The 22,947-nt window shown below is 68.0% G+C and carries 18 protein-coding genes and 1 pseudogene; 7 read left to right on the top strand and 12 right to left on the bottom strand.

Annotated features, from left to right (window positions below; genetic code table 11):
• Positions 1 to 44: 44 nt before the first annotated feature.
• From HFP15_RS33655 to HFP15_RS33640, 4 genes are all read right to left on the bottom strand, one after another.
• On the bottom strand, positions 45 to 569 hold the full coding sequence (locus HFP15_RS33655; protein WP_210718203.1) for an SMP-30/gluconolactonase/LRE family protein: 525 nt from the start codon (positions 567 to 569) through the stop codon (positions 45 to 47).
• Positions 566 to 1,057 (bottom strand): nuclear transport factor 2 family protein, encoded by a 492-nt coding sequence (locus HFP15_RS33650; protein WP_168521048.1) that lies wholly within the window; start codon positions 1,055 to 1,057, stop codon positions 566 to 568. Before HFP15_RS33650 ends, HFP15_RS33655 begins: the two co-directional genes overlap by 4 nt.
• A gap of 153 nt (positions 1,058 to 1,210) precedes the next feature.
• Positions 1,211 to 2,452: an alpha-hydroxy acid oxidase gene (locus HFP15_RS33645; RefSeq protein ID WP_168521046.1), complete on the bottom strand. Its 1,242-nt coding sequence runs from the start codon at positions 2,450 to 2,452 to the stop codon at positions 1,211 to 1,213.
• Complete coding sequence (locus tag HFP15_RS33640) at positions 2,446 to 3,075, bottom strand: GntR family transcriptional regulator (RefSeq protein WP_210718202.1); 630 nt, start codon at positions 3,073 to 3,075, stop codon at positions 2,446 to 2,448. The genes HFP15_RS33645 and HFP15_RS33640 overlap by 7 nt, the downstream gene beginning before the upstream one ends.
• 218 nt (positions 3,076 to 3,293) lie before the next feature.
• Here HFP15_RS33640 and HFP15_RS33635 point away from each other — a divergent pair, with 218 nt between their 5' ends.
• The 4 genes from HFP15_RS33635 to HFP15_RS33620 all read left to right on the top strand — a co-directional run bounded on the left by HFP15_RS33635 (position 3,294) and on the right by HFP15_RS33620 (position 7,214).
• Positions 3,294 to 4,379 (top strand): extracellular solute-binding protein, encoded by a 1,086-nt coding sequence (locus HFP15_RS33635; RefSeq protein WP_168521043.1) that lies wholly within the window; start codon positions 3,294 to 3,296, stop codon positions 4,377 to 4,379.
• A gap of 90 nt (positions 4,380 to 4,469) precedes the next feature.
• Positions 4,470 to 5,330 carry an ABC transporter permease gene (locus HFP15_RS33630; RefSeq protein ID WP_312871878.1) on the top strand — a complete coding sequence of 287 codons (861 nt, stop codon included), beginning with the start codon at positions 4,470 to 4,472 and terminating at the stop codon, positions 5,328 to 5,330.
• Position 5,331: 1 nt separating this feature from the next.
• Positions 5,332 to 6,138, top strand: a complete 807-nt coding sequence (locus tag HFP15_RS33625) for an ABC transporter permease (RefSeq protein WP_168521039.1) — start codon at positions 5,332 to 5,334, stop codon at positions 6,136 to 6,138.
• Positions 6,139 to 6,143: 5 nt separating this feature from the next.
• Positions 6,144 to 7,214, top strand: a complete 1,071-nt coding sequence (locus HFP15_RS33620) for an ABC transporter ATP-binding protein (RefSeq protein WP_168521037.1) — start codon at positions 6,144 to 6,146, stop codon at positions 7,212 to 7,214.
• Between the two features lie 53 nt (positions 7,215 to 7,267).
• On the opposite strand, the gene HFP15_RS33615 is transcribed toward HFP15_RS33620, so the two are convergent.
• Genes HFP15_RS33615 through HFP15_RS33605 form a run of 3 tightly spaced genes read right to left on the bottom strand, consistent with a single transcriptional unit; the run spans position 7,268 to position 12,706 of the window.
• The gene (locus HFP15_RS33615) at positions 7,268 to 8,704 is read right to left on the bottom strand and encodes an amidohydrolase family protein (RefSeq protein WP_168521035.1); all 1,437 of its coding nucleotides are present in this window, start codon (positions 8,702 to 8,704) and stop codon (positions 7,268 to 7,270) included.
• 60 nt (positions 8,705 to 8,764) lie between these two features.
• A complete protein-coding gene (locus HFP15_RS33610; RefSeq protein WP_246272269.1) occupies positions 8,765 to 9,373 on the bottom strand; it encodes a YybH family protein in 609 nt (202 codons plus the stop codon).
• A 51-nt stretch (positions 9,374 to 9,424) separates the two neighbouring features.
• On the bottom strand, positions 9,425 to 12,706 hold the full coding sequence (locus HFP15_RS33605; RefSeq protein WP_168521027.1) for an ATP-binding protein: 3,282 nt from the start codon (positions 12,704 to 12,706) through the stop codon (positions 9,425 to 9,427).
• Positions 12,707 to 12,830: 124 nt separating this feature from the next.
• Between HFP15_RS33605 and HFP15_RS33600 the strand changes: the two genes are divergently transcribed.
• A complete protein-coding gene (locus HFP15_RS33600) occupies positions 12,831 to 14,237 on the top strand; it encodes an FAD-binding oxidoreductase (protein WP_168521025.1) in 1,407 nt (468 codons plus the stop codon).
• Between the two features lie 24 nt (positions 14,238 to 14,261).
• Here the strand turns inward: HFP15_RS33600 and HFP15_RS33595 are convergent, their stop codons facing one another.
• A complete protein-coding gene (locus HFP15_RS33595) occupies positions 14,262 to 15,116 on the bottom strand; it encodes an SAM-dependent methyltransferase (protein ID WP_168521023.1) in 855 nt (284 codons plus the stop codon).
• Positions 15,117 to 15,411: 295 nt separating this feature from the next.
• On the opposite strand from HFP15_RS33595, the gene HFP15_RS33590 reads away from it, so the two are divergent.
• The gene (locus HFP15_RS33590) at positions 15,412 to 16,578 is read left to right on the top strand and encodes a cytochrome P450 (protein ID WP_168521021.1); all 1,167 of its coding nucleotides are present in this window, start codon (positions 15,412 to 15,414) and stop codon (positions 16,576 to 16,578) included.
• A gap of 103 nt (positions 16,579 to 16,681) precedes the next feature.
• Here the strand turns inward: HFP15_RS33590 and HFP15_RS33585 are convergent.
• Positions 16,682 to 17,314: pseudogene (locus HFP15_RS33585) on the bottom strand (phytoene desaturase family protein); the annotation flags it as partial.
• A 99-nt stretch (positions 17,315 to 17,413) separates the two neighbouring features.
• Here HFP15_RS33585 and HFP15_RS33580 point away from each other — a divergent pair.
• The gene (locus HFP15_RS33580; RefSeq protein WP_168521017.1) at positions 17,414 to 17,815 is read left to right on the top strand and encodes a phage holin family protein; all 402 of its coding nucleotides are present in this window, start codon (positions 17,414 to 17,416) and stop codon (positions 17,813 to 17,815) included.
• Here the strand turns inward: HFP15_RS33580 and nrfD are convergent.
• The 3 genes from nrfD to fdh are packed head-to-tail and all read right to left on the bottom strand — an operon-like array spanning position 17,812 to position 22,917.
• Positions 17,812 to 18,771, bottom strand: coding sequence for an NrfD/PsrC family molybdoenzyme membrane anchor subunit (gene nrfD / locus HFP15_RS33575; protein WP_168521015.1), 960 nt, complete (start codon positions 18,769 to 18,771; stop codon positions 17,812 to 17,814). The two genes, HFP15_RS33580 and nrfD, sit on opposite strands and share 4 nt — an antisense overlap.
• Positions 18,768 to 19,601 (bottom strand): 4Fe-4S dicluster domain-containing protein, encoded by an 834-nt coding sequence (locus HFP15_RS33570; RefSeq protein ID WP_168521058.1) that lies wholly within the window; start codon positions 19,599 to 19,601, stop codon positions 18,768 to 18,770. The genes nrfD and HFP15_RS33570 overlap by 4 nt, the downstream gene beginning before the upstream one ends.
• 34 nt (positions 19,602 to 19,635) lie before the next feature.
• Positions 19,636 to 22,917, bottom strand: a complete 3,282-nt coding sequence (fdh, locus tag HFP15_RS33565; RefSeq protein ID WP_246272268.1) for a formate dehydrogenase — start codon at positions 22,915 to 22,917, stop codon at positions 19,636 to 19,638.
• Between the last annotated feature and the right edge of the window lie 30 nt (positions 22,918 to 22,947).

Here is a 22,947-nt window from a genome sequence, read left to right as displayed (position 1 = left end):
GCTGCTCGTCCAGGCCATCCAGCCCGGACACGGGGTTCAAGTCCTCAGCGTTCTCCACGCCGGACATCATGTCGGTCATCAGGTGCACTTCCATGATCGGGAATTACACCGCTCGTTTTACAGTCCCCACGCTCGACCCCGTACCCCGGCATCCGGCCGTACAGCGGATCGGTGAAATAGATCGAGCCGTCGGAATGCACGACAATGTCGTTGGGACTGTTCAGTTCGCGACCTTCGAAATGGGTTGCGAGCTCTGATCGTGTGCCATCGTTGCCGTATCGGGCGACGGAGGAGGTCGCGTGCTCGCACACCAGAAGGTTGAGGTCCCGGTCGTACGTCATGCCGTTTCCGTTGCGGGTAGGGCACGCGACCTCGGTGACACCGGATTCGTCCCATCGACGGCGAACGTCTCCGGGTATGTCGGAGAAGAGCAGATAATGCTCGGTGGGGTGCCAGACCGGCCCCTCTACGAAGTGATAGCCGGCGCCCAGCGTCCGCACCGGCCCATCAAGGTCGAGCAGTAGCTCGAAGCGCGGCTCGATCGCTTCGTGGCGCTCGCGAGTGCTCAAGCCTTCTCCTGGAACCCCGTCAGTACAAATCGGCCCGGCCACTGATCCTCGATCTCCGAAACGCGGTGCTGGATGCGCCAGCGTCCGTCGGGATCCCGCTTCATTGTGTCCAGATACCGGCCCAGGCCCCAGATAAACGACCGCTCGCCGTCTCCCGCATCGAAACGGAACATGTAGCTCACCACGTTCGCGGTGTCGCCGTGCAGTTCGATGTGCGGGTTGAGCGCGAGGTGCTTGTGATAGAGGTCAGGAGCATGCGAGTGGCGGCTCGCGAAATCGATTGTGCCTGCGCGGCCTTCCCAGCGGTGGACCGAGCCATCCGGTCGCCTGTTTTCACGCACCGCGTCGTCTGTGAAGCAGTCCACCAGCCGATCGAAGTCGCCGTAGTCGAGGGCCTGGCCATACTGCGTCAGCGTGTCGATGATCGCGTTCCGGTCCTCCAAAGCCTGCATGCGCGCCTTGAGTGCCTCGAAATCGTCTTGGGACATTCCTGACTCCAGATCTGGTCGTGACAGGGACCCGGCTCACGCGGAGCTGAGCCGTTGCCAGCCTTGTGCAATCGTTTGCATTGTGCCACGAGCGCGAAGGAGAAGGCAATACCGTTCGGTGGGGGGTGTATCGGTGTCGATGGGACCTCGGTGCTAGGCCGTCCGCCGCGGAATCAGCCTCTGCAGCTGAGTCACGTGCGTGGGCGCGAGCTCCTGGAGTGTCGCGACGCCGAGCAGCTTCATCGTGCGCTCGATCTGGTCGCGCAGGATGTGAATCATACGGTCGACCCCCTCGCGGCCGCCCGCCATCAGCCCGTACAAGTAGGCACGGCCCACGAGGGTGAACTTCGCGCCAAGGGCGATCGAGGCGACGATGTCCGCGCCCGACATGATGCCGGTGTCGATCGCGATCTCGGTGTCGTTGCCGACCTCGCGCACCACTTCCGGCAGCAGGTGGAACGGGACCGGTGCGCGGTCGAGCTGGCGACCGCCGTGGTTGGACAGCACGATCCCGTCGACCCCGAGGTCGACGAGCTTCTTCGAGTCCGCGACGTTCTGCACACCCTTGACGACGATCTTGCCCGGGAACAGGTCCCGGATGACCGCGAGGTCGTCGAACGAGATCGTCGGGTCCATCGCGGCGTTGAGCAACTCGCCGACCGTGCCACCGGTCGAGCTCAGCGAGGCGAACTCGAGCTTGGGTGTGGTCAGGAAATCCCACCACCACCAGGGCCTCGGGATCGCGTTGACGATCGTGCCCGGGTTCAGCTGTGGCGGAATCGAGAAACCGTTGCGTTTGTCGCGCAGGCGTGCGCCCGCGACGGGGGTGTCGACCGTGAAGAACAGCGTGTCGAACCCGGCCTTGGCGGCGCGCTGCGCGAGGTCGTAGGAGATCTCCCGCTCACGCATGACATAGAGCTGGAACCAGTTGCGGCCGTTCGGGTTGGCTTCCTTGACCTTCTCGATCGAGGTCGTGCCGAGTGTGGAGAGCGTGAACGGGATGCCGGCGGCGGCCGCGGCCGCCGCGCCGGCGGTCTCGCCCTCGGTCTGCATGAGCCGGGTGAAGCCCGTCGGCGCGATCGCGAACGGCAAGGCCGACGGGCCGCCGAAGATCTCCGTCGACGTGTCGACCGTGTCGGACAGGCCGCGCAGAATCGAGGGGCTGAACTCGACGTCGAGGAAGGCCTGGCGTGCGCGGGCCAGCGAGATCTCGTCCTCCGCGGAGCCGTCCGTGTAGTCGAACGCGGCCTTGGGGGTGCGGCGCTTCGCGATCGTCCGGAGGTCGTTGATCGTCAGCGCGGCATCCAGCCGGCGCTTCTTGGCGTTGAGCTGCGGCTTCTTGAACTTCATCAGCTCGAACAGCTCGCTCGGCTTCGGAACCTGACGGGTCACCACGGTATGCCTTTCGGTGGGATTCGGGAGTCCACGTATGCGAGCAGGCGGTCGCGGCTGACGGCGATGTGTTCGGCCGTGAGACGGGCCGCGCGGGCGGAATCGCCGGCGAGAATGGCGTCGAGGATGCCTTGGTGCTGTTCCACCACGTCTTCGGCGCTGAGCAGGTGAGCTGCTTGCACCTGTCCGATGCAGAGCTCGACCTCGCCCATGATGAGCGCGTGCATGCGGGCGAGCCGTGAACTGGACTGGCCGGCGACGAGCGCGCGGTGGAACGCGATGTCGTGGTGGGCGAAATCGGCGCCGGCCTCGATCAGGGCACGGTGGGCGGCCAGCGCCGCGGCGGGGATGCCATCGAGGCGTGCGACTGCGGCCGACTCGACGACCGTGCGGCTCTCGTAGAGATCGGCGATCTCGGCCGCGCTGAGTTCGGGCACGCGTGCGGCTTTGTGCTTCTCACGGCGCAATAGCCCGTCCGCGACGAGCCGCTCGATCGCGGCCTTGGCGGTCTGGCGGGCGACCCCGAACCGTGTGGCAACGGCGGACTCGGTCACCGTCGAGCCGGGTGCGACATCCTGCGCGATGATGCTCGACCGCAAGGTCTCGTAGATCGCCTCCGGGAGCACACTCGCGTGCTGCTCTGCCGCCATCGCGCCTCCAGTTTCGTGACAGATTGGTTGACAATCTAGCGGATTGTCAACCAATTGCCAAGGACGCCTGCTCCGTGAGGCGCCTTCACCTAACATCAGCGCAAACGATTGCAAAACCGCGATGGCGAACGATACTCGCGTGCCTCAGCCGAGCCCTCTGTTGCTCTGTTTTCTCAATGATGAGGAGAAAGAACATGCTGCTGTCACATCGGAGGGGTGCGGTTGCCGCGATGACCGCCCTTGTCACGGCTGCGACGCTCACCCTGACGGCTTGCTCTTCGTCGGGCGGCTCGGGGTCGGCCGGTCCCATAGTCATAGCCAACTGGGGCGGGGCGCCGACCAAGGCGTATCAGTCGGCCTACCTCGACCCGTTCACCGCTGAGACAGGAATCGCGGGTCAGCAAGTGGATGCGCCGGGTGTGTTCGTCGCCCGCGCCGAGGCGCAGGCCAAGGCCTCGCGTGTGCAGTGGGACATTCTCGAATCGATCACGGGAGTGGACACCGCGCACCTCGCGAACGAAGGTCTTCTCGACCCGGTGCCGCCCGATGTCAAAGATCGGCTCGTGAGGACGGTTGGAAAAGAGAACGTCACAGATTACGGGTACCACAGCGGTAGTACGGCGATGTTGATCGTGTGCAATACCCAACGGGTCCCCGTATGTCCTCAGAACATGCAGGAGTTCTGGGATGTTCACAAGTTCCCGCAGAAGCGGGCACTCATCGGGATAAATCCCGTTTACCCGATCGCGCAGGCGCAGATCGCGCTGGGTGTGCCCAGGGACAAAGTCGCCTCAACGCCGATCGACGTGGATGCGACATTCGCGAAACTGAAGGAACTCCGCCCGTTCGTCTCCGTGTTCTACACCTCGTCCGACCAGGGCACCCAGGTGCTTCAGCAAGGAGAAGCCGACATGGCGATCTTCTACGCGACCCGCATCTACGACGAGCTCCTTCCGCAGGGCAATTACAAGGTGGTGTGGACCGACGGCGTTCTCGCGGACGGCACCAGCGTCGTACTCAAGGACGCGCCGAACAAGGCGGCCGCCTGGCAGCTGATGGAGTGGATCGCCGATCACCCCGAGCAACAGGCGAAGTTCGCCCTGGCCGCGTCGAAGGCGGCCGTGGACCCCAAGGCCCTGGACTACATGCCGGCGGACAAGCGAGAGCAATTCAGCAACGCGCCCGAACACAATGGACAGCTGGCAACCCCGAACATCGCCGACTTCACGGCGAAGTTCGACGAGATCAATCGACGTTGGCAGGAGTTCATCGCGGGTTGATCGGCGTCCTGAGGGGGAGGGGGCCGGCTCTTTCCGGAGCCCTCCTCGCCGGGGGCAACGCTCGAGAGAAGGGTGTCACCAGAATTGACCGTGTCAATGCAATTGCGACGTGAATGGACGCCGTTTATCCGGAAGCGCTACGCCCTGGTTGCGTTACTGCCGGCGGTGATATTGCTCAGCGTCTTCGTGCTGTATCCACTTGTGCTTCTGGTCGTGGAGTCGAGCACGAACGGCTTTGAAGCGTACGGACGAATTCTTGCGAGCGGGTCCGGACGAAAGGCGATTCTTACGACGTTCACGGCGAGCTTGATCGTGACAGCCGTCGTCCTCGTGGTCGGGAGCGTCATCGCGTGGACGATTCGCACGACGACTCGCCCATGGTTGCGCGGGGTGTGCTGGGCGTGCGTGTTGATCCCCTTCTGGATGGGAACAATCGTCAAGAACTACGCGATCATCCTGCTCATCTCGAAAGAAGGCGTGATCAACACCGCCCTGGGGTGGCTCGGTCACAAGCCCGTTCAGATGATGTACACCACGCCGGCGGTCGTGCTCGGTATCTCGTATTCACTCATCCCCTTTGCGGTGCTGACCGTTAACGCGGTATTCCAGACGATTGATCTGAACCTGCTCCGGAATGCCGAGGTGATGGGTTCGACGAGGTCGGGCGCGATCCTGCGGGTGATGGTTCCGCTGGCTATGCCGGGCCTGATAGCCTCCGGGGCCGTCGTTTTCGCGCTCGCGGTGGGTTTCTACGTCACGCCGGTCACGCTCGGGGGAGCCCAGGCGCCTTTCCTGGCGGGGCTCATCCAGACGAACATCCTGGAGTACTTCGACTATCCCGCGGCTGCCGCATTGGCGGTGATCCTCCTGGTGGTGGCACTTCTCGTGATGATCGTCGCGGTCGGGCTCGTCGGCACCGGAAGTATCCGTCGAGCGATCACGAGGTCGTGAAATGGCCGAGAAACTTGACAAACTGTCCAGGCTGTCCGTGCGGATCATTCTGGCTGTGGTGATTTTCGCTATCCTCGCCCCGGTCGCCGTGATACTCGTGATGTCCGTCTCGGACCAAGTCCGCTTCGCGTTCCCTCCAGACGGTTTCGGGTGGCGGCAATACCGGGAACTGTTCCGTAACCCGGTATGGATGCGCTCGATCAGGCTCTCCCTCTCTCTGGCGCTGCCCGCCGCCGCGCTCGCGGTGGGTGTCGCAGTGCCGGTCTGCCTTGTCGCGCAGCGCAGCAAAGTTCCCGGAAGGAATGTCCTGCAAGGCGTCGCGGTAACGAGCATCATCATTCCCATGTCCGCTCTGGCCGTCGGGCTGTTCGCGTTGTTCTCCCGGCTCGGACTCACTTCTTCGAATGCCGGTCTCGTCATTGCGGAGGCTGTCGTAGCCCTGCCCATTGTCGTGATCGGAATCGCTGCCGGACTGAGCAGGATTCCGCGCACTGCCGAGTTCGCGGCCATGACGATGGGGGCTTCCCTGTTCCGGTCTATCGTCGAGATTACTGGCAGGGCGCTCTTGCCCGCGATAGTGGCGAGCGCGGTGATGGGATTTCTCCACGCGTTCGACGAGGTGGTCATCGTCAACTTCGTGGGCGGGCCCGGCCAGGTCACGCTTCCCAAAGCGATTCTCGATTCTGTTCAGTACTCCATTGATCCGGTCATCACGGCGGCCGCATCACTTCTGATGCTCGGCTCCGCACTGTTGATGGTTGTCGCTGCGGTTGCCGGACGGCTTGTGATGAAGAGGCGGGAAGGGTGACGAACATGGCAGCGATCACGAACGACGATCAAGTGCTGGTGTTGGACGGCGTGGCAAAGCAGTACGGAGGGCTGGCGGCGCTCGCGCCGACAAGCTTCTCCGTCCAGCGGGGCGAGTTCTTGACTCTGTTGGGCCCGAGTGGTTCCGGTAAGAGCACGCTGCTCAAGCTCATTGCGGGTTTCGAGTCGCCCAGCAGCGGTGGGATCTGGCTTCGATCCCGCGACATCTCCGGTCTGAGTCCCGCCCAGCGTCAACTGGGAATGGTGTTTCAAAGTTATTCGCTGTTTCCCCACCTCACCGTGGCGAAGAACATCGAGTACGGACTCAAGCGCCGCAAATGGCCGTCGCACCGTCGTCGAGCGCGGGTGGCCGAGATCCTGGCGATCGTGAAACTCGAGCATCGGGCTCAAGCAGTACCGGCGGAGCTGTCAGGTGGCCAGCAGCAGCGCGTCGCGGTGGGACGTGCCCTGGCTTGCGACCCTGATGTGCTGCTGATGGACGAGCCGCTCGGGGCTCTTGACCGGACACTTCGGCTTGAAATGGAGTCCGAGATCAAACGGATCCACGGTGAACTCGGCACGACCTTCATATACGTGACGCATGATCAGCAGGAAGCGATGCACCTCTCGACCCGGATCGCCATCATGAACAACTCGCAGGTAGTCGCACTCGGCAGGCCGGACGACCTGTTCCGCAATCCTCCGAACGCGTTCACCGCGGAGTTCTTCTCCGATGCGACCACCGTCCCGGCGGAGATCGATTCGGAGAAACGCTTCCGGTTGGAGAACGACACGCAGGACTGGGAAGCGCCGGTAGGAATGTCGCCCGGCCGCTACATCTTCGGAATCAGGCCGCGTGTCGCGCGACTCGGAATCATCGAAGGCGCGCCGAGCCTGCGGGGTAGGGTGAGGAGCTCGATGCTTTTCGGGGACGAGGTCCGCTTGCTGATCGACTCGGATACCGTCAAAGGCCTTCGCGTGATCATCCCCACCCGTGCCAACGGTTTTTCCCCGGGGGAGCGCGTGGACGTATCCATCCCGTGGGAGGATGCGATTCTCCTGCCCAGGCAGACCTGAGTTCTGCGGGCGGCGCGTGCGATTCCGGCCGTCTCGCGCGGCCGGAATCGCGGTCAGTCCGGTATCTCGATCCGGAAACCTTTCGCCCACCTCTCGCGAATCGGCTGCTCGGGGATCAGAGAAAATCGGCGGCGAATCCCGGCCCGCGAACGCTCCAGCGCGGCCCGGATGCTCGGCCAATCGATACCCACCAACTTGCCATGCCGCTTCACGACCTGTCCGTCGACCATCACCGTGTCGACGAGGCTGGGGTGTCCGTAGGTCACGACCGCGGCGTAGGGATCTGACATCGGCGCCAATCCCAGCGAATCGGTTCTGAGCAGCAACAGATCCGCTTTTTTCCCGACGGCGAGGCTGCCTGTCACGTCGCCGAGTCCGATCGCTTCGGCTCCACACACGGTCGCGAGTTCAAGGACCTTCTTCTGGTGAACCTTGCGGGTCATCCTGAGAGGATTCCGCAGCGATCGCTCCAGCCGCCATTCGTTCAACAGGGCCCGCATCTGCCCGAACATATCGCCCGCAAAGTCGATCGTCGCATCGATCCCGATGCTCGACTGCCCGCCCATCGCGGTGAACCTGTTGACGACCGGATAAGCGCCATAGGTCATCTCGATTTCCACCGCGGAACTGATGGACGCACCACCATCGATGATCATCCGAAGTTCGTCGTCGGTGAGGTGGTTGCCGTGCACGAAGAGCAGGTCGGGACCTATCTTACCTGCATTGTGCAGCTCTCGTACCACGTTGAGCGGCTCGTTCGCGCTCATGCCGACGTGGACACTGATCCGTGCCGGCCCTAAGGTGCGGCTCCACCGCAGCTCCTCGAGCATCGAGTCGGCTTCGGACAGGGTTTCGAACTCGCGTGAAGCTATGCCAAAACGTACCCGGGCCGAATCGTCGGCGAAGAACTCGTCTCGGACGCGGGTCGCGTTCTGTTTGTGCCATTCGTTGAGCGGGCCGTTCACCTCGTGAAGCAGGCCAGGGAGCTCCGAGGGGTTTCGCCCCGGCGTGTAGGTGAGATTTCGATAGGTGCCGTAACAGAAGATTCCCCGGATTCCGGACCTGATGATTCCCTCTGCCAAAGCGTCCGAGTGGGCTTGCGACAACTGAAGGTGCGAGTGGTCAACCAATGTGGTGATGCCCGAATCGAGCGCCTCGAGTGCGCCGACCCAGTTTGCCAGGGCGGCGTCCTCGGGCTCGTAGCAAACGCAATACATGCCACGGATGTAGGTCATGTAGTCGAGAAGGTTCCAGTCGGTTCGCACACCATGCAGGGGTGTTTGCCACGTATGCCGGTGGGTGTCGACGAAGCCGGGGCACAGCACCATCCCCGACGCGTCGATGACCTCGGCGTCGTCGATAGTCAAATCCGGGGCGATGGCGGCGATGAGGTCGCCTTCGACGAGCAGATCTCCCGCCGGCAAGTCCTCGGACTCGCCGTTCATCGGAAGTATCGTCGCACCCTTGAACAGAATGCGTTGCTTGTTCATTCTCGTGACAGTATATGCAAACGATTGCATGGTCAAGGAGGGCGAGAGCAGGGATATCACTCAGGGCTCGAGGTCGGTCACTGCCTTACCGCTGGTCATGTCGAGCGGCACCGAAACATGGTCGTGTGTGATCAGCCAGTTCCCGTCGATCCTGCGGAAGCAGAAGGTCGCCCGGACCCACATCCCGCCCACCGCGACGCCGTTGTTCGCCCTGCCGCTGAGCCGTCCGAAGCAGTGTCCGAACGCGACACTTTCGTCCACGGTCAGTGTCAGGTCGCGGACCTCGTAGCTCACGGTCTCGAAGAGCGCGAACGCGGTCGCCCAGTTGTTCATTTTCGCGTCGATGCCGACGTGGTGCAGCGGCGGCTCGACGTCGAAGGACACGACGTTCTCCGCATAAAGCCGCCGAAGACCGCTCAGGTCCTTGGCTTCGATCCCTTCGACGAGGTCGCCGACGTGCTGCCTGAGCTCGGCTTCGTCCCGTTCGCGCATCATCAGTCCTTTCCGGGCGATCAAGCCGCCGTGACCGGCGCACCGGCACGCAGGCGACGCGACGGCGGTGCTCCAGGCGATGACCTGGTCCCGCCCGTGCTCGACCCCACCGCGACCTTCACCGCGGACGGCGGCGGGCTGGTCACCACCACGCTCCATCCGAGCAGACGACCGCATCGCCCGCATCTGCGCCGTCCGCAATCTCGAGGAACTTCGTCGATGGGCCAGCTAACCGTGTCCGGCTACGGGCGGTTCCGACTCGACGATGGCGACCTCGACGGGGCCGGAACGCACGCCGATGCGCATTCGTGGCGCGAAACCGTGCTCGCGGCGATGCTCCGCCATCAACTGCTGGATCCCGCGCGCGCAGCGCAGGGCTGCCGCGGAATCGTGGAAGCTCGCGGCGTAGCTGTGCTCGTCCTGCCATACGCGGTCGGCGCCGTGGTCCGCACAGCAGGAACGCAGGGTGCGGTCGAGCCAGCGGGTGAGGGCGGCCCAGGCCTGTTCGTCCAATACCGGTGACAGGCGTTCGATGTCGGCGTCGGCGTACAGGACCGTCACGCCTGCCGGGCCGGTCTCGACCGGGTCTGCGGCCCAGTCGAGCAGGTCGTCCGGGGAGGCCTGAGCACCCCGGCGGCACGCGCGGTCGAATTCCTCGGTACCGAGCTCGCCGTGCAGCCGGTCCAGTGCCGTGTCGAGGGCGCCTCGCGCCGTGGCCGGCACCGGGACACTGATGCGCTCACGCTGGGCTGCGGCCGCGCCCAGGAACGCGGCCGCGCGCCTGCTGTCACCGCACGCGAGCAGGGTGCGGCCGAGACCTTCCAGACTGGTGGCCATACCGGCGCGGTGTCCCGAGGCGGTGCACAGTGCGAACGCCGTGCGGAAGGAGTCGCGTGCGCGTTCCGGGTGGTCTCGCAGCGCCAGGTGGCCGGTGACCTGCAGGGCGGAGGCCTCGCCTTCGCGGTAGCCGATCGCCCGGTAGTGCTTCAGAGCCCGCGTGACGAGTTCGTCGGCGGATGTGAACCGGCCTTGCTGGGCGGCGATCGTGCTGCACACGTCCAGGCAGACCCCGAGGATCGTGTCCTCCCCGACGCGCCGCGCCACATCCAGGGCGGTCTGCGCGGTCGCTTCCGCGGCGGGCAGCTGATCGGCGTCCCGCAGCGTTCGCGCCAGGTGCACCAGCGCGATGGCTTCGCGCCAGCGGTCGGCGGATGCGCGCAGCGCCTGCACTGCCTGCTCGAGTGGAGCGTGCGCCGCCGCCGGATCGCCGCGAGCCCAGCAGACCATGCCGATTCTGGTCAATGCGTCGCCTTCCCAGCGGCGGTCGCGCACCGAGCGGGCCAGCGCGAGCTGTTCGCGGGCCAGGTCATGGGCGGCGTCGAGCTCGCCCAGCCCGAGGCGGAGCAGCGTCGCCGCGGCGAGCAGCCGCATCCGCAGACCGGCCTGGGACCGGTCGACGACCGCCAGCGCGGCATCGAGCCAGTGCAGTCCCTCCACGCGCGCGCCGGCGAGGTCCCACAGGTGCCAGAGCCCCGCCGCGAGCCTGGCGCCGAGTTCCGGGTCGCCCTGGCCGAACGCCCACGCCAGCGCGGCGCGCACGTTTTCGCCCTCCGCGCGAAGCCGGTCGAGCCGGCGTACCGAGCCTGCCCGGTAGAGCCACGGCTCCGCGTCCTCGACGACCGCCAGGTAGTGGCGGGCGTGGCGTTCGGCCATCATCGCGTCTTCCCCGCGTTCGGCGAGCCGGCGGCGGGCGTAGCGGCGCAGCGGTTCGAGCATCCGGTACCGGCCGCGGTCGGGGGAAACCTGTTCCAGCTGGACCAGGGAACGCGCGACCAGCCCGGACAGCAGGCTCACCACGTCCGTCCCGGGGAGGTGGGCGTCCCCGGCCACCGATTCGGCGGCGTCGAGGGTGAATCCGCCCGCGAACACCGACAGCCGCGCGAACAGGATCCGTTCCGGCGCACCGAGCAGGTTGTAGCTGCCGTCGCAGGCGGTGTCCAGGCCGCGGTGCCGTCCGCCGGCCGCGCCCTCGCGGGCGTCCAGGAGCCGCGACCGGTGATCGAGGTGGTCGAGGATGCGGCGCAGCGGCAGCGCGGCGACCTGCGACGCGGCCAGTTCCAGGGCGAGCGGCACCCCGTCCAGGCGGTGGCAGATGTCGCGGACCAGGCCGGCGTTGGCCTCGGTGACGCGGAATCCCGGCCGGGCCGTCGCCGCGCGCGCCCCGAACAACGACACCGCCTCGCCGGCCGCGACCCGTTCCCACGAGGCGTCACGGTCGGGTACCGCGAGCGGCGTCACGGTGCAGACGACCTCGCCGGCGATGCCGAGTGCTTCCCGGCCGGTGGCCAGGACACGCACCTCGGTGCCTGCCGCGGTGACGGCCTCGACCAGCGACCGGCAACCGCCGACGACGTGCTCGCAGTTGTCGAGGATCAGCAGGCCCTTGCGGTGGCCCAATGCCGCCGACACGGTGTCGAGCAGCTCCGGCCCGGTCTCGGCGCGAAGGCCGAGCACGTCGGCGACGGTGTGCGTCACCAGAGCCGGCGTCGTCAGCGAGGCCAGATCGACGAACCAGGTGCCTGCGGGAAACCGCGCTGCCACGGCGCGCGCGGTCTCGATCGCCAGCCGGGTCTTCCCGATACCGGCCGCGCCGAGCAGCGTCACCAGCCGGTGCCGGTCGAGCAGCGCGGTGACCTCGGCGCGTTCGCGGTCGCGACCCACGAACGCGCCGAGCGGCCGCGGTAGCCGGGCGCGGCGGCGGGGCGCGTCCGGCGGGTCGAGGGAGGGATGCTGTTGCAGCACGGCCCGCTGCAAGTCCCGCAGCGCGGGCCCGGGCTCGACGCCGAGTTCCTCGCGCAGTGCTCGGCGGGCCGCCGTGTAGGTCGCCAGCGCGTCGGCCTGACGGCCGCAGCGGTAGAGCGCGACCATGAGGTGCGCGCGCAGCCGTTCCCGCAGCGGGTGCTGTGTCACCAGGACCTCGAGTTCGCCCACGAGGTGCGCGTGCCTGCCGAGCGCAAGGTCGGTCTCCGCCTTCGCTTCCACGGCGTCGCAGCGCAGTTCGTCGAGCCGGTTGGCGGTCTCGGCCACGAACGGGGCGTCGATTCCGGCCAGTGCCGGGCCGCGCCACAGGGACAAGGCGTCCGCGAGTACGGCCGATGCCGTCGCCGGATCCGCCGGCAGGGCGTCGCGCGCCTGGCCGAGCAGGCGCTCGAAACGCGGCATGTCCACCTGGTCCGGCCGCGCCCGGATGGTGTAGCCGCCGGGCTCGGTCACCAGCAACCCGGTGGGTAAGGCCCGCCGGAGTCCGGCGATGGAGCCGTGCACGATCGTGGCCGCCGAGGCCGGCGCGGCCTCGCCCCACAGCAGATCGACCAGGCGGCCGACGGAGAGGTGAGTGCCGAGGTGCACCAGAAGAACCGCCAGCAGGGCATGCTGCCGCGGTGGCCCCAGTGGGATTTCGGCACCGTCGTCGCCGACCACGGTGACGGGCCCCAGGATCCGGAAATGCATGGGCCGGCCTCCTCGCCGTGTCCTCAATGGTGCCTCATGACCGGTATCCGTGGCGTGTAGCCGGCGTTTAGCCTCGCCGCGGAAGCTGGATGCGGTGGTACGACGACAGAACAGGAGCCCGGTCATGGATGCCATCGCAGACACCGCGCAAGCGGCACTGGACGCGGCCAGAGAGCTGCGCCCGGCCTTCCGCGGGGACCTCGTCCTCCCGCACGACCCCGACTACGACAACGCTCGACGGGTATGGAACGGGTGCATCGACCGGCGCCCCGCGCTCATCGCGCGCTGCCGCCGCACCGAGGACGTCGTCGCCGCGCTGGGCGCCGCGCGGGCGCGCGGACTCGAGATAGCCGTGCGTGGCGGCGGCCACAGCATCGCCGGGCTCGCGGTCGCGGACAAGGCGGTGACGATCGACCTGTCCGGCATGGGCGGCGTCCGCGTGGACCCGGGCACCCGCCGGGCGTCGGTCCAGGCGGGCAGCCTGCTGGCCTCGGTGGACCGGGAGACGCAGCGGCACGGGCTGGCCGTCACCAGCGGCTTCGTCTCACACACCGGGGTCGCCGGTCTCACCCTGGGCGGCGGATTCGGCTGGATGGCCCGCAAACACGGGCTTGCCTGCGACAATCTGCGTTCCGCCGAAGTCGTGCTCGCCGACGGCACCGTCGCCACGGCCGGCGAAACCCGCGACCGCGACCTGTTGTGGGGACTGCGCGGCGCGGGCAGCAACTTCGGAGTGACCACTTCCTTCGAGTTCGAGTTGCACCCGGTCGGGCCCATGGTCGCGACGGGAACCGCGTGCTACGCGCTCGACGACGGCGCGAAGGTGTTGCGGGCATTGCGTGAGCTCGCCGACGACGCCGGCGACGAAACCACGTGGGCGGCGTCGGTATGGGATGCCGATCAGGACGCCCCGCTGCCCGCCGAAAGCCACGGCAAACCCGTGGTGACACTGACATTCGTGCACGTCGGAGATGTGGACGAGGGACTGCGGCTCGGCCGGCGACTGCGCGCCGTGGCCTCCCCGTTGGCGGAGACGGTCGGCCCCGTCACCTACCTCGATCTGCAGTGCGGCAATGACGGTGCGTGGCGGCACGGGGTGCGGCGGTACTGGAAATCGCACTACCTGTGGGACCTGCCGGACGCGGCGATCGAGGCCTTCCTCGCGCGGGGAAACTCGGCGGGCAAGGGAAACTCGCCGATCACAGGATCGCTGCAGACCCGCGGCGGCGCCATCAGCCGCGTCGGGGAGCAGGCCACCGCGGTCGGCCACCGGGGCGCGAAGTTCGAGTTCCTCACCGCGAGCAACTGGACCGACGCGGGCGAGGACGACACCCGACGCGGCCTCATCCGGACGTACGCCGACGCGATGGCGCCGTACTCCCGTGGCGTCTACGTCAACAACCTCGGCACGGAAGGGGAGGACAGGGTGCGCGCGGCCTACGGCGAGGAGAAGTTCACGCGGCTGGTCAGCCTGAAACGGCGGTATGACCCGGAAAACGTGTTCCACCTCAACCAGAACATCCGCCCCTGACTCCGTGCGCCCCGACGTGGCTGGTCACCGCTGGTTTCCGTGCTGTTCCTGGCCCGGTTCGGGGACGCGCCCGACGGCGCCGAGCTGGACGGCGAGTGCGTGGGAGGAGTCGATGCCGTTGCCGGCCGCGTGCGTGCGGGGCGTGTGGGCGCGGTCGGGGCGCCAGTCGGCGACGGGCACCAGGCCGGGGTCGACGAGCGTGGTGCGGTGGAAGAGGTCGCGGATTTCCTCGCGGGTGCGCAGGGTCATGGTGCCCCGGACGTCGGCGTTGTACCGGTCGCATGCGGCGACTTGCTGCCGGCGAACGTGTTCGTCGTCGGCGGCCGTGGCGTGGCTGACCGCGAGGTAGCTGCCGGGGGCGAGGTGGGCGAGGTAACGGTCCACCAGGTCGGTGGCGTTGCCGGGAACGAAGGGCAGCACGGACACCATCAGCAGCGCGACGGGCCGGTCGAAGTCCAGCAGCTCGCGTACCTCGGGGTGATTCAGGATCGCGTCGGGGCTGCGCAGGTCACCCTCGATGCAGGTCGCGGTGGCGGCGGCGGCGAGCATGGTGCGCCCGGCCTGGACGGTGGCGGGTTCGCGGTCGACGTAGACCACGCGCGCCCCGGGCGCGTGCTCATGGGCGATCTCGTGCACGTTGCCCGCGGCGGGGTAGCCGGAGCCGATGTCGAGGAACTGGCGGACGCCGCCTGCGACCAGGAAGCGCACGACGCGCTGCAGCCAGTCCCGGTTGGCACGCGCGACTCCGCACAGGAAGGGAAAGGTCTTCAGGGCGGTGATCGCCGCGTCGGCGTCGGTGCGGGTGTGGTGGTGTCCCCCGAGCAGCCAGTCGTAGATGCCGGCCGGGGTCGCCGTATCCTGGTGCTGTTGCGACTGCATCCGCGCCTCGTTTCGCTGGGCCTTTCCTGCATTTCCCTGCTGCCGCTGGAAATGCAGTCGACGGTAGCCCAGAGCGGGTGGTGATCGGCAGAGGCCAGCAGCCTGGGGTGGCCCGCGCCCCGGCGTGGGGGTCACACCGGGACGCAGGACCTCGGCCACTCTAGCGCGAACCGATAGGCGAATCCAGTGTTTCATTTATGAACCGGTTCGCGTGCCGCTCACCGAGAGCGTACGGACGGCGTCTCTTTGGATGAAATTTCTGTTCTATCGAGTGTAACGGGTTCACCATGGCCGTATGACTGACCCGGCACGGTCCACAGTGGATCTTTTCGCCCCGGATGTCGCGGCGGAGCCCTACCCGGTCTACCGGGAGCTCCGCGACGCGGGACCGGTGGTGTACCTGGAAAAGCTCGGCGCCTACGCCCTCACCCGGTATGTGGACGTGCGCTCGGCGTTGCGCGACTGGGAGACCTTCGGCTCCGCCGAGGGGACGGCGTTCAACCCCGCGATGAACCAGAACGTGCAAGGCGTGATCCTCACCGCGGAGCCGCCCGAGCACGGCGCATTGCGTTCGGCCCTGCTCGAACGGCTGCGGCTGTCCTCGGTACGCGAGCTCGCCGCCTGGATCCAGGAAAGCGCGGACGCGATGGTCGTACCGCTCGTGGACAAGGGCGAGTTCGACGTGGTGACCGAGCTGGCGCGCCCGTTCCCGGCCAAGATCGTCGGCGAGCTGATCGGCCTGCCACCCGAGCTGACCGAGCGGTTCGTCCTCGGCAGCGACGCGGTGTTCGCCGCGATGGGCCCGATGAACGCGCGGACCGAGCAGGCCCTCGGGGTCATCGCCGACGTGCTCACCACGATCGGCGGGATCACCGCCGCCGATCTCGCGCCCGGCAGCATGGGCGAAGCCCTGTACCGGGCCGCCGAACGTGGCGAGATTCCGCCGGAGCACGTCGTGAAGCTGCTGTGGAACTACGCCGGCCCCGCCTTCGACACCACGATCCACGCGATCAGCAACCTCATCTGGGCGCTCGCACGCGACCCGGCCCAGTTCGATGTCCTGCGCGAGGATCCTGATCTCGTGCCGAACGCGGTCGACGAGGGGCTGCGGTACGAGCCGACCATCCAGATCTGGGGCCGCTTCTGCCGCACGGACGTCTCCTTCGACGGCGTCGTCCTGCCCGGCGGCTCACGGGTCGCGGTGCTCTTCGGCGCGGCGAACCGAGATGAGCGGCATTATCCCGAGCCCGACCGGTTCGACGTCGGGCGCAACGCGCGGGACCACCTCGCCTTCGGCTACGGCATGCACCGCTGCACCGGCGCCTCCCTGGCACACCTGGAAATCGCGTCCGTAGTCCGCGCACTGACCACCCGCGTGCGCGGGCTCGAACTGGGCGAGACAAGGCGGCATCTCAACCACACCGTGCGCGGCTTCGAACGCCTGGAGGTCCGGCTCAGCTAATACACGACCCGGCGGGCCGCGCGCGGCCTGCCGGTAGGCGCTCCCGCCGGGCCCGGCGCGGGCGGCGTTGGCCCCGGGCCCGCCGTGGACGGCGCCGCCGGGGTGCGCCGCCCCCGTGACCCGGGCCGAGGTCGGCGTGCATGGCGTTGCCGGCGAGCAGGAGGCGGGCGCCCTCGCCGGCGAAAAGGTCCTCGCCGAAGGCCTGGGTGGACATCGTCGTCATGCGGGCGAAGCGCAGCATCTCCGCCCCACCGTGCCGGCGCAGGAGCCGCAAGCCCGGGCGTACCGGCGGGAACGGCGTGAACAGGGCGTCGAGCAGGTCGTCGCGCAGGCGGGCGTAGCCGTCGTACTGCTGGCGCCAGGCGTCGCCGTCGCCGCGGGCGAAGCCGGCCACGGAGGCGGCAGTGCGGTCGAGGTCGCGGGAGAGCAGGGCGCACCGATCGTCGGGCAGCAGATGGGCCAGCACCGCCGGGGCATGCGACCACCGCAGCCCGTACCGGTCGAGTCCGAGGCCGGTCAGGATCGGGGACGCCGCGCCCAGTGGGTAGAAGGCGCTGCAGACGTCGTTGACGAAGCCGGGTTGGGTCAACTCCTCGCTGCGGACCGATCCGCCGGGGCGGCGGGCCGCTTCCAGGACGGTCACGTCCCAGCCCGCGTCGGCGAGGAGGTTCGCGGCGACGAGACCGTTCGGCCCGGCACCGACGACGACCGCGTCAGCGGCCTCCACACCGTTCATGACCAAGATCTACCCCGAATTCCCGCTGGTACACGCATGGGCAGGGCCTGGCGCGGGTAGGTGGAAGGCGATGGCTCACAACGGATTTCGGGAGTGACGATGACCAGCGGGCGCGGTAACGACGTGGCGGGCGAGCTCGGCGCGAACATCGGCGAGCTGGTGCGGCGGGAGCTGCGGGTCGCGGCTCGCGAGGTGCGCGCGAAGGGGGAACAGGGCGGCCTCGGTGTGGTGCTGCTGGGCGCGGCGGGCGTGTCGGCCCTGTACGCCGGGGGCTTCGCACTGCGCGGGCTCGTGCTGACGCTGGAGAAGGCGCTGCCGGAGTGGCTGGCGACGTTGTGCGTGGCCGGGACGCTGTCCGTGGGCGCCGGTGTGGCCGGGATGTTCGGATTGCGGCGGTTGCACGGCGCGTTGCCGCTGTTGCCGGAACAGGCATCCGCGGAGGCGAGCGAAGCCGTGCAGGCCGCGGTGCGCGACGGCGACAACCCGGCCAAGTACACCTAGGACATCCGCTCCCGTTGCGGGACCACGGTGTAGCGGGGGTCGTCGGCGGAGTGCTTGCCCGCGTGGAAGATTCCCCAGCGGGTCGCCGCTGACGCCGCGACCAGTGCGGCGCCGGACAGGCGGCGGATCACCCGGTTCCCGCCGAACAACGAGCCCGCCGCGCCCGCGACCGACAGGATCTTGCCGGCCCGGATGTACCTGCCGCCCTTGCCTTCGCGATACGGCTCCGCGACCATTCCCAGCCGCTTTTCCATACTCTGGAACGCCGCGAGCTCGACCCCGGTGCCCAGCAGAGCGAGGTTGCGGGCGGGCCCGCATTCCTTCTCCGGCGCGGTGAGCAGCCCGAGCCCGCCCGCCGCGGTGGCACCGGAACCGACGAAGACGTACGGCATTTCGCGGTAGCCGTCGTGCCAGGCGGGCACCGCGGTGTCGCTGATCAGTGCCGCGGTGTAGGCGGCCACACCGGGACCGAGCAGCGCGGAGCCCGCGGTCGCGGTGGCGCCGATGCGCGGCAGTTTCCCCGTCAACGCGGAGAAAGCGGACGCACCGGCGAGCGGGCCGTACGCGGCCAGCAGCCACGACCCCACGTTCATCGGTGAGCTGGTCTTGAGCACCCGGAGCATGTTCAGAAACCGCGCAGGCCGGCCGAGGTCGTGGATCAACGCGGCCAGCGACAGGCTGACCGCCGAGAACGCGCCCGTCTTCGCGGCCCGCGCGAGCTTGGGCCGTCCCGTGGCGTGCGCGCCCGCCCCGAGCAGCGACGAGGCACCCGCGAGACCGCCGAGGAAGAGGTAGCCCGGAATGTCGGGGGAGTGCCAGACGGGCCCGTTGATGACCGGTTTGCCGTAGTACGACGTGAATTCCGAATCCGGCACCACCGGTTGTTCGCCGCGCTTGCGGCGCCCGGTGGCCACGCCGGTGAGGGCCTCGCGTCCGGGCCGGGAACTTTCGCTCATGTCCGCCTTCCGATCACCGAACCCGCGAACGCCGCGAGTGCGCCACCTGCGAGCATCGCCGCGGCCTTGGTGACGTGCCGCCACATCGCGGGCAGGTCGCGGGTGGTGACCACCGGATCCGGTGGCAGGCCGTACACCTCGGGTTCGTCGAGCAACAGGAAAAACGCGCCGTCACCGCCGACGCCGTCGTCCGGGTCGTCGCCGTAGAGCCGCGCGTCGCCGATCCCGGCCTCGTGCAGTTGGCCGACGCGATGCCGGGCGCGTTCACGCAGTTCGTCCAGCGGTCCGAACTGGATCGAGTCGGTGGGGCAGGCCTTGGCGCACGCGGGTTCCATGCCCTGGCCGAGCCGGTCGTAGCACAGCGTGCACTTCCACGCGCGGCCGTCGTCCTTCCGCTGGTCGATCACGCCGTACGGGCACGCGGGAATGCAGTAGCCGCAACCGTTGCAGATGTCCTCCTGGACGACGACGGTGCCGAACTCGGTGCGGAACAACGATCCCGTCGGGCAGACGTCCAGGCATGCCGCGTGCGTGCAGTGCTTGCAGACGTCGGAGGCCATGAGCCAGCGGAAATCGCCGTCTTCGCCGCCCTGCTCGGCCATCGCCAGGACGTCGGTGTCGTGGTGCAGCCCGGGATCCTGCCGCGCGAGCGGTTTGCGTTGTTCGATGAAGGCCACGTGCCGCCAGGTGTCCGCGCCGAGGCCGACGGTGTTGTCGTAGGACATCCCGGTCAGTTCGAAACCGTCGTCAGGGATCGCGTTCCACTCCTTGCACGCGACCTCACACGCCTTGCAGCCGATGCACACGGTGGTGTCGGTGAAGAAACCCATGCGCGGCGGCGGGTTTTCGTACCCGAGCGACACGTCAGACCTCCGTTCCGGTCTCGTCGGTGATGCCTGCCCGCTGCTGGTACTCGCGCACCAGCTCCAGCCGCGCGGGACCCCGCGGACGCCGTCCGGGCCTGATGTCGCAGGTCAGGGCCTTGACCTCCTGGATGTGGGTGTTCGGGTCCAGCACCATCGAGGTCAGCTCGTTGACCGCGTCACCGGCGGACAGGCCGTTCGGGCCCCAGTGGTAGGGCACGCCGACCTGCTGGATCGTCCGGCCCTGCACGCGCAGCGGGCTCATCCGTTCGGTGACCAGCACCCTGGCCTCGATCGCGGTGCGCGCGGTGACGATCGTCGCCCAGCCGAGATGGTCGAGCCCGCGTTCGGCCGCGAGTTCGGGGGAGACCTCGCAGAACAGCTCGGGCTGCAGCTCGGAGAGGTAGGGCTGCCACCGCGACATGCCGCCTGCCGTGTGGTGCTCGGTGAGCCGGTAGGTGGTGAGCGGGTACGGGAAAACCTCGCTGCCGGGGGCGTTTCCGCTGGGCTGGAGCCGGTTGTTCTTGTGCGGCAGCAGGTGCCGCACGGGGTTGTGCTCCTGTGCGTAGAGCAGGTTGGAAAACGGTGACTCCTGCGGTTCGTAGTGAGTGGGCAGCGGGCCGTCGGTCAGTCCCGCGGGCACGTAGAGCCACGCCTTGCCGTCGGCCTGCATGATGAACGCGTCGGTGCCGGTCAGCGCGTCCGGTCCGGTCGCGCCTTCCTCCGGCGTGAAGTCCGGCGGCTTGGTGGCCTTGAAGTCGGCGACGTCATGCCCGGTCCAGGTGCCCTTGTCCGCGTCCCACCACACGAGCGCCTTGCGTTCGCTCCACGGTTTCCCGTCCGGATCGGCCGAGGCACGGTTGTAGAGGATGCGCCGGTTCGCCGGCCACGCCCAGCCCCACTCGTTCGCGACCCAGTTCTGCTCGCTCGTGGGCTTGCGGCGGGCGGCCTGGTTCACGCCGTCTTTGTAGACACCGCAGTAGATCCAGCAGCCGCACGCGGTCGAGCCGTCCGGTTCGAGCTGTTCGTAGCTGGACAACGGTTCGGCCTTGGCGTTCCAGCCGTTGATCTCGGCCAGCACGGCTTCGGCCTCGGGCTCGTCGAGTTCGCCCTTCGTGGGGTAGTCCCAGGTCAGTTCCAGCACCGGCCGGTCGCGCTCGCGTTGTTCGTCCGAAGTGGACTCCGCCATCGTCGCGGCGAGCAGTTTCTCCCGGATCTTGCGGCCGAGATGGTAGGTGAACCACAGATCGCTGCGCGCGTCGCCCCGCGGTTCGATCGCCTGATGGTGCCACTGCAGCATGCGCTGGGTGTTGGTGAAACTGCCGTCCTTCTCGGTGTGCGTGGCCGCGGGCAGGAAGAACACCTCCGTGCCGATGTCCTCGGTACGCAGCTCCCCGGACTCGATCTCCGGGCCGTCCTTCCACCACGTCGCGCTCTCGATGAGCGAGAAGTCCCGCACGACCAGCCAGTCGAGCGCGGCCATGCCCAGCCGCTGCATCTTCGCGTTCGCCGAGCCCACCGCGGGGTTCTCGCCGAGCAGGAAGTAGCCGGTGCACGTGCCTTCGAGCTGGGCCATGACCGTTTCGTAGGTGCTGTGGCTGCCGGTCAGCCGCGGCAGGTAGTCGAAGCAGAAATCGTTGTCCGGGCGCGCCGCGGGACCCCAGTACGCCTTGAGCAGGCTCACCAGGTACGAGCGCAGGTTGCCCCAGTACCCCTTGCGCGTGCCCTCGGCCTCGACGAAGGTGTCCAGGTCCTCGTTGGTGTGCGCGTGCGGCATGGGGATGTAGCCGGGCAGGAGGTTGAACAGCGTCGGGATGTCCGTCGAGCCCTGGATCGAGGCGTGCCCGCGCAGAGCCAGGATCCCGCCGCCGGGACGGCCGATGTTGCCCAGCAGGGCCTGCAGGATCGCGGCGGTGCGGATGTACTGCACCCCGACCGTGTGCTGCGTCCAGCCCACCGCGTAGGCGAACGCGCTCGTGCGGTCACGCCCGGAGTTCCCGGACAGCAACGCGCACACCTGCCGGAACTTCTCCTGCGGCACCCCGCAGATCTGCTCGACCGCCTCCGGCGTGTACCGGGCGTAGTGGCGCTTGAGGATCTGGAAGACACAGCGCGGGTGCTGCAGTGTCTCGTCGGTCCTGGGCTCGCCGCCGATCTCGGCGCCGCCGGAACCGTGGGCCTCGCCGCGCCCGGCCTCGCGAACCGACGCGCCGCGGCGCGTGCGCGCGTTCCATTCCTGGTCGCGCTGGCCGGAGGCGGCCTGCATCTCGGCACCGTCGTACTGCCACGTCTCGTGGTCGTAGCTGCGGTGCTCGCGGTCCAGGCCGGAGAACACCCCGTCGAGGTCCTCGGTGTCGGCGAACTCCTCGCCGACGATCGTGGCGGCGTTGGTGTAGGCCAGCATGTACTCCCGGAAGTACTTCTCCTCGCTGAGCACGTGGTTGATGATCCCGCCGAGGAACGCGATGTCACTGCCCGCGCGCAGCGGCACGTGGATGTCGGCCAGCGCGCTGGTGCGGGTGAACCGCGGATCGACGTGGATCACCTTCGCGCCCCGGGCCTTGGCCTCCATCACCCACTGGAACCCGACCGGATGGCATTCGGCCATGTTCGAGCCCTGGATGAGGATGCAGTCGGCGTTGGCCAGGTCTTGCTGGAACGTCGTGGCCCCGCCACGACCGAAGGAGGTCCCCAAACTGGGAACCGTGGAGGAGTGTCAAACACGCGCCTGGTTCTCGATCTGCATCGCCCCGAGCGCGGTGAACAGCTTCTTGATCAGGTAGTTCTCTTCGTTGTCCAAAGTGGCCCCGCCGAGGCTGGCGAAGCCCAGCGTCCGGCGGGTGCGGGCCCCGTCGACCTCCCACTGCCAGCCCTTGGCGCGGCTGGCGATGGTGCGCTCGGCGATCATGTCCATCGCCGTGTCCAGGTCGAGGCGCTCCCACTTCGTCCCATGTGGACGGCGGTAGAGCACGTGGTGCTCGCGCGCGGAGCCGGTGGTCAGCTGCAGGCTCGCCGACCCCTTGGGGCACAGGCGGCCACGGCTGACCGGAGAGTCCGGGTCGCCCTCGATCTGGGTGACCGCACCGTTTTGCACATAGACGTTCTGCCCGCAGCCGACGGCGCAGTAGGGGCAGATCGATTTGACCACCTTGTCCGCCCCGGCGGTGCGCGGCGTCAGGTTCGCGCTCACCCGGCTCTGGGCGGCCGCGCCGTGCCCCGTGGGATCGTGCCGGGTCCATTGCCGGTAGACCGGCCAGCCTTCGATCCAGCGCCGCACGCCCATGACCACCTCCGTCTCGCTGCCGCGGCTCTC

Source organism: Amycolatopsis acididurans (assembly GCF_012328925.1).
Classification (GTDB): Bacteria; Actinomycetota; Actinomycetes; order Mycobacteriales; family Pseudonocardiaceae; genus Amycolatopsis_E; species Amycolatopsis_E acididurans.
This window is presented reverse-complemented; position numbering and strand designations above follow the sequence as displayed.

Excerpts from the sequence above, each read along its gene's own strand:
- HFP15_RS33610 (WP_246272269.1), bottom strand. The coding sequence starts at position 9,373 with ATGCGGTCGTCTGCTCGGATGGAGCGTGGTGGTGACCAGCCCGCCGCC.
- HFP15_RS33595 (WP_168521023.1), bottom strand. The coding sequence starts at position 15,116 with ATGCAGTCGCAACAGCACCAGGATACGGCGACCCCGGCCGGCATCTAC.
- HFP15_RS33605 (WP_168521027.1), bottom strand. The coding sequence starts at position 12,706 with ATGCATTTCCGGATCCTGGGGCCCGTCACCGTGGTCGGCGACGACGGT.
- HFP15_RS33615 (WP_168521035.1), bottom strand. The coding sequence starts at position 8,704 with ATGAACAAGCAACGCATTCTGTTCAAGGGTGCGACGATACTTCCGATG.
- HFP15_RS33620 (WP_168521037.1), top strand. The coding sequence starts at position 6,144 with ATGGCAGCGATCACGAACGACGATCAAGTGCTGGTGTTGGACGGCGTG.
- HFP15_RS33580 (WP_168521017.1), top strand. The coding sequence starts at position 17,414 with ATGACCAGCGGGCGCGGTAACGACGTGGCGGGCGAGCTCGGCGCGAAC.
- nrfD (WP_168521015.1), bottom strand. The coding sequence starts at position 18,771 with ATGAGCGAAAGTTCCCGGCCCGGACGCGAGGCCCTCACCGGCGTGGCC.
- HFP15_RS33570 (WP_168521058.1), bottom strand. The coding sequence starts at position 19,601 with ATGGGTTTCTTCACCGACACCACCGTGTGCATCGGCTGCAAGGCGTGT.
- HFP15_RS33650 (WP_168521048.1), bottom strand. The coding sequence starts at position 1,057 with ATGTCCCAAGACGATTTCGAGGCACTCAAGGCGCGCATGCAGGCTTTG.
- HFP15_RS33635 (WP_168521043.1), top strand. The coding sequence starts at position 3,294 with ATGCTGCTGTCACATCGGAGGGGTGCGGTTGCCGCGATGACCGCCCTT.
- HFP15_RS33590 (WP_168521021.1), top strand. The coding sequence starts at position 15,412 with ATGACTGACCCGGCACGGTCCACAGTGGATCTTTTCGCCCCGGATGTC.
- HFP15_RS33600 (WP_168521025.1), top strand. The coding sequence starts at position 12,831 with ATGGATGCCATCGCAGACACCGCGCAAGCGGCACTGGACGCGGCCAGA.
- HFP15_RS33625 (WP_168521039.1), top strand. The coding sequence starts at position 5,332 with ATGGCCGAGAAACTTGACAAACTGTCCAGGCTGTCCGTGCGGATCATT.